5 protein-coding genes are annotated in these 3,231 nt (G+C 39.3%); 4 read left to right on the top strand and 1 reads right to left on the bottom strand.

Annotation, left to right across the window (positions count from 1 at the left end; all coding sequences use genetic code 11):
• From M0R38_13220 to M0R38_13205, 4 genes are all read left to right on the top strand, one after another.
• Positions 1-251, top strand: a 251-nt coding sequence (locus M0R38_13220) for a sugar ABC transporter substrate-binding protein (protein ID MCK9482696.1), incomplete at its 5' end; no start/stop codon positions are given.
• A gap of 69 nt (positions 252-320) precedes the next feature.
• On the top strand, positions 321-1,196 hold the full coding sequence (locus M0R38_13215; GenBank protein ID MCK9482695.1) for a sugar ABC transporter permease: 876 nt from the start codon (positions 321-323) through the stop codon (positions 1,194-1,196).
• 3 nt (positions 1,197-1,199) lie between these two features.
• Positions 1,200-2,033: a carbohydrate ABC transporter permease gene (locus tag M0R38_13210; GenBank protein MCK9482694.1), complete on the top strand. Its 834-nt coding sequence runs from the start codon at positions 1,200-1,202 to the stop codon at positions 2,031-2,033.
• 9 nt (positions 2,034-2,042) lie between these two features.
• A complete protein-coding gene (locus tag M0R38_13205) occupies positions 2,043-2,774 on the top strand; it encodes a glycerophosphodiester phosphodiesterase (protein MCK9482693.1) in 732 nt (243 codons plus the stop codon).
• A 200-nt stretch (positions 2,775-2,974) separates the two neighbouring features.
• Here M0R38_13205 and M0R38_13200 read toward each other — a convergent pair.
• On the bottom strand, positions 2,975-3,231 hold a 257-nt coding region (locus tag M0R38_13200), incomplete at its 5' end, for an SdpI family protein (protein ID MCK9482692.1).

Genomic DNA, 3,231 nt, shown 5'->3' with positions numbered 1-3,231 from the left:
CCGAGAAAAACGGTGTTCCACCAACACGTCACAGCGTCCACAAAATCCCAGCATTAGTTGCTGAGTACCCATGGTATCCTGCACAGTTGGATGGGCAAATTTCTGGTTCTATTCGTCCTCGGACCAATTACTGGGCTGAAATTGAATCGGTCTTCGGTGATTACCTACAAAGAGCCTTGGTAGGTAACCTTAGTGCAAAAGCAGCATTGGAGCAAATTCAACAACGCGTTGTAGAAATAATTGGACGATAATATCTGTTTAGGTTTTGGGGCCTAAAGGGGCCCCAAGACCTCTTATTTAGCAGCTAAGGAGGCCCTAGTATGAGAACCAAGGAACGAATTGTGTACAGTTCCTTTTATTATATGATTTTTGCCCCAGCATTGTTGGTGATTTTATTTCTCACTATCTATCCAATCACTACAATTTTGTATGATTCTTTTTTCAAATACCACTTTGTTACAAATGTTCGTTCATTCGTAGGGCTTGCCAATTATACTCAGATTATAAAAGAAGAACTCTTTCAGCGTTCATTCTTAAATACCCTTATTTTCACCCTTGTCGCTAGTTTTAGTGAGGTGATACTAGGGGTTTTGTTGGCATTTTTGCTTCAGAGGCGGTTTTGGGGTAAGAGAGTTGCCAATCTCATTATAATCTTTCCGATGATTATCTCCACGATGGTCATCTGTGCTGTTTGGCAAATTTTTTATCACTTTGAGATTGGGCTCTTTAACTTTGTTCTCACAAAGATAGGGGCACAACCAGTAGGATGGCTCACTGACCAACGTGTTGCACTTTTCTCAATTATTCTAGTCGATATTTGGCAATGGACCCCCTTTGCCTTTCTTATCATCCAAGCTGGTATTGGATCGATTCCCTCTGACGTATTTGAAGCTGCCCAGATTGATGGAGCAAGAGGTAGTCAGATTAATATGAGAATTACCCTCCCAATTCTCTGGAGTCAGATTATCTTAGTTCTTATGCTACGAACCCTCGATACTTTTAGACTCTTTGATAAAGTTTATGCTCTCACTGGTGGAGGTCCAGTCAACTCGACTCAGACTCTCTCATTCTTTATTTATCGAGAAGGGTTCACATTCTTTAACTTTGGACGTGCAAGTGCCGCCTCAGTCATTACACTCCTAGTGGTTGGTTTCTTAGCACTGTTTTATATACGTAATTTACTTACTGAGGAGTAATCGATGCAACGCTTAAAACGAAATTTTAATAAAATAATGTTCGCACTTCTGCTTGTGATAGTGTTGGCGATAATATTAATTCCTATCTATTGGATTGTGAATACATCGTTGAAAAATCCTCGTGAGGTGATTAATCCTATTCCCAGTTTCTTTCCTAAGGCTCCCACGTTAGCTAACTATCGAGCTGTCCTCACTTCAGGACTTTGGAAGAATTTTTTCAACACAGTGATTGTAGCAGTTTCTTCAACTTCTCTTTCAATTGTTATTGCTTTTTTTGCTTCGTATGCTTTGGCACGCTACAAATTCCCGTTTCATATAAATCGAATCTTTTTGATTTGGGTCCTGGTGGTACGGATTTTGCCCCCAATAGTTCTAGCGGTACCGCTTTTTACAGTCTTTAACAAAATCAAACTGATTAATACCCTTGGTGGTCTCATCGTAGCGTTTCAAACCTACACTTTGCCATACTCTATTTGGATAATTTATGGCTTTCTTAAGGCCCTACCCAAGGAGTTTGAAGAGGCAGCTAGAATCGATGGGGCAGGTCCGATGCGAATCTTACTTCTCATTGTCGCTCCATTGGCACGTTCAGGAATTATTGCAACCTCAATCTTATCCTTAATTCTCGCATGGAACGAGTTTATGTTTGCACTGCTCTTTGTACGAAGTCCACGATTATTGACCTTGCCTGTGGTAATTGCTCGGTACATTGGTGAATACACTACCCAATGGGGAGAGCTCATGGCTGTGGGGCTTTTTGCTTCAGTGCCAATTCTGATTTTCTCCAACGTTGTATACAAAAAACAGACCGAAGGGTTCTCAATGAACTTGAAGTAGGAGGATTAGATGTTTGTTGGAAACAAACCATTGGTAACTGCTCATAGCGGAAGTGAGGGTAGTGAGCATAACAGCCTAGCGTCAGTTATGGCAGCTGTTAAGGCTAATGCAGACATTATAGAACTAGATATCCAATCCACCTCGGACGCAATGCCTTTGCTACACCACGACGCATTCTTAAGTACAGTAAAAGAAGGTAAACTTATCATTGGGGATTATCCATTTGAACAAGTGATCAAGATTGCTAAGCAAAACGGTAAGACTTTCACTGCATTGGAAGCTGTGCTAGAGACGGTTCGGGATTATCACTTGGTTTTGAACCTCGATTTGAAGGACATTAACAGCATATTGCAAATCAAAAAATTGATTGATGACTTTGATATGGCCGATTCAATTATTATTTCAGGCTTAGATTACAATCAAGTGGAGGTAGTACGAAAAGTACTCACTGGTACACAAGTGCTCTTAAATGCATACTATGATCCATCTATCACCGATGAAAATCAATATTTAAATTTTGTCCAAAACCTCTGCAAACAAGCAATTGAAGTACAATCTTGTGGTATCAATATTGACTACTTAATGAGCAGTGAACTACTGGTAAGCTACGCGCAAAAACGCTTTCTTCCTATATCGGTGTGGAGTGTTGATGATGAAACAGAGATGCAACAGATGATTGATCAGGGAGTTTTCTCAATTACTACACACCGCCCAAAACGACTGAGAGAAATATTAGGATAAGAGTCCCTGCTTCCGATATTATATTTACCAACTTTTTTCGAAAGTAGGTCCATAAGTTGAGTAACTTTCGAATATTAGAAAGTAAAATCTCTTATGGTTTAATAGAAAACTTCTCATCTCCCAAAAAGGAGTCTGCTTTGGATTTTGCTTGTTTCTAGAGTGTAGCTTCCATATTTGTCATAATTTTACTTCCACATTTGTCAGCTCTTATCTTTAGTCTCTTCTTCTTTTTGGTAGTAGATGTAGGAATAGACAATTGGGATAATGCTCATTAGTGCAGTAATTACTATAAAAATAGTTAAAGCAGAAAAGCCTATGATTGATGTAATGATTAATATTAGACTTCCTATTGTCCAAACCCAACCAGCAAAGCGGTGAGTTTTATTCCAATTCTCTTCACTAGCTAAAGTCCAAGGAAGTCTTATACCAATAGTAAAGTTTTGTTTACTCTTAGGTA

It is taken from the genome of Bacteroidia bacterium, from assembly GCA_023228875.1.
Taxonomy (GTDB): Bacteria; Bacteroidota; Bacteroidia; order NS11-12g; family UBA955; genus JALOAG01.
The sequence above is the reverse complement of the archived record's forward strand: the minus strand, read 5'-3'. Positions and strand labels throughout refer to the sequence as shown.

Coding starts and splice junctions, on each gene's coding strand:
- M0R38_13215 (MCK9482695.1), top strand. CDS start 321: ATGAGAACCAAGGAACGAATTGTGTACAGTTCCTTTTATTATATGATT.
- M0R38_13210 (MCK9482694.1), top strand. CDS start 1,200: ATGCAACGCTTAAAACGAAATTTTAATAAAATAATGTTCGCACTTCTG.
- M0R38_13205 (MCK9482693.1), top strand. CDS start 2,043: ATGTTTGTTGGAAACAAACCATTGGTAACTGCTCATAGCGGAAGTGAG.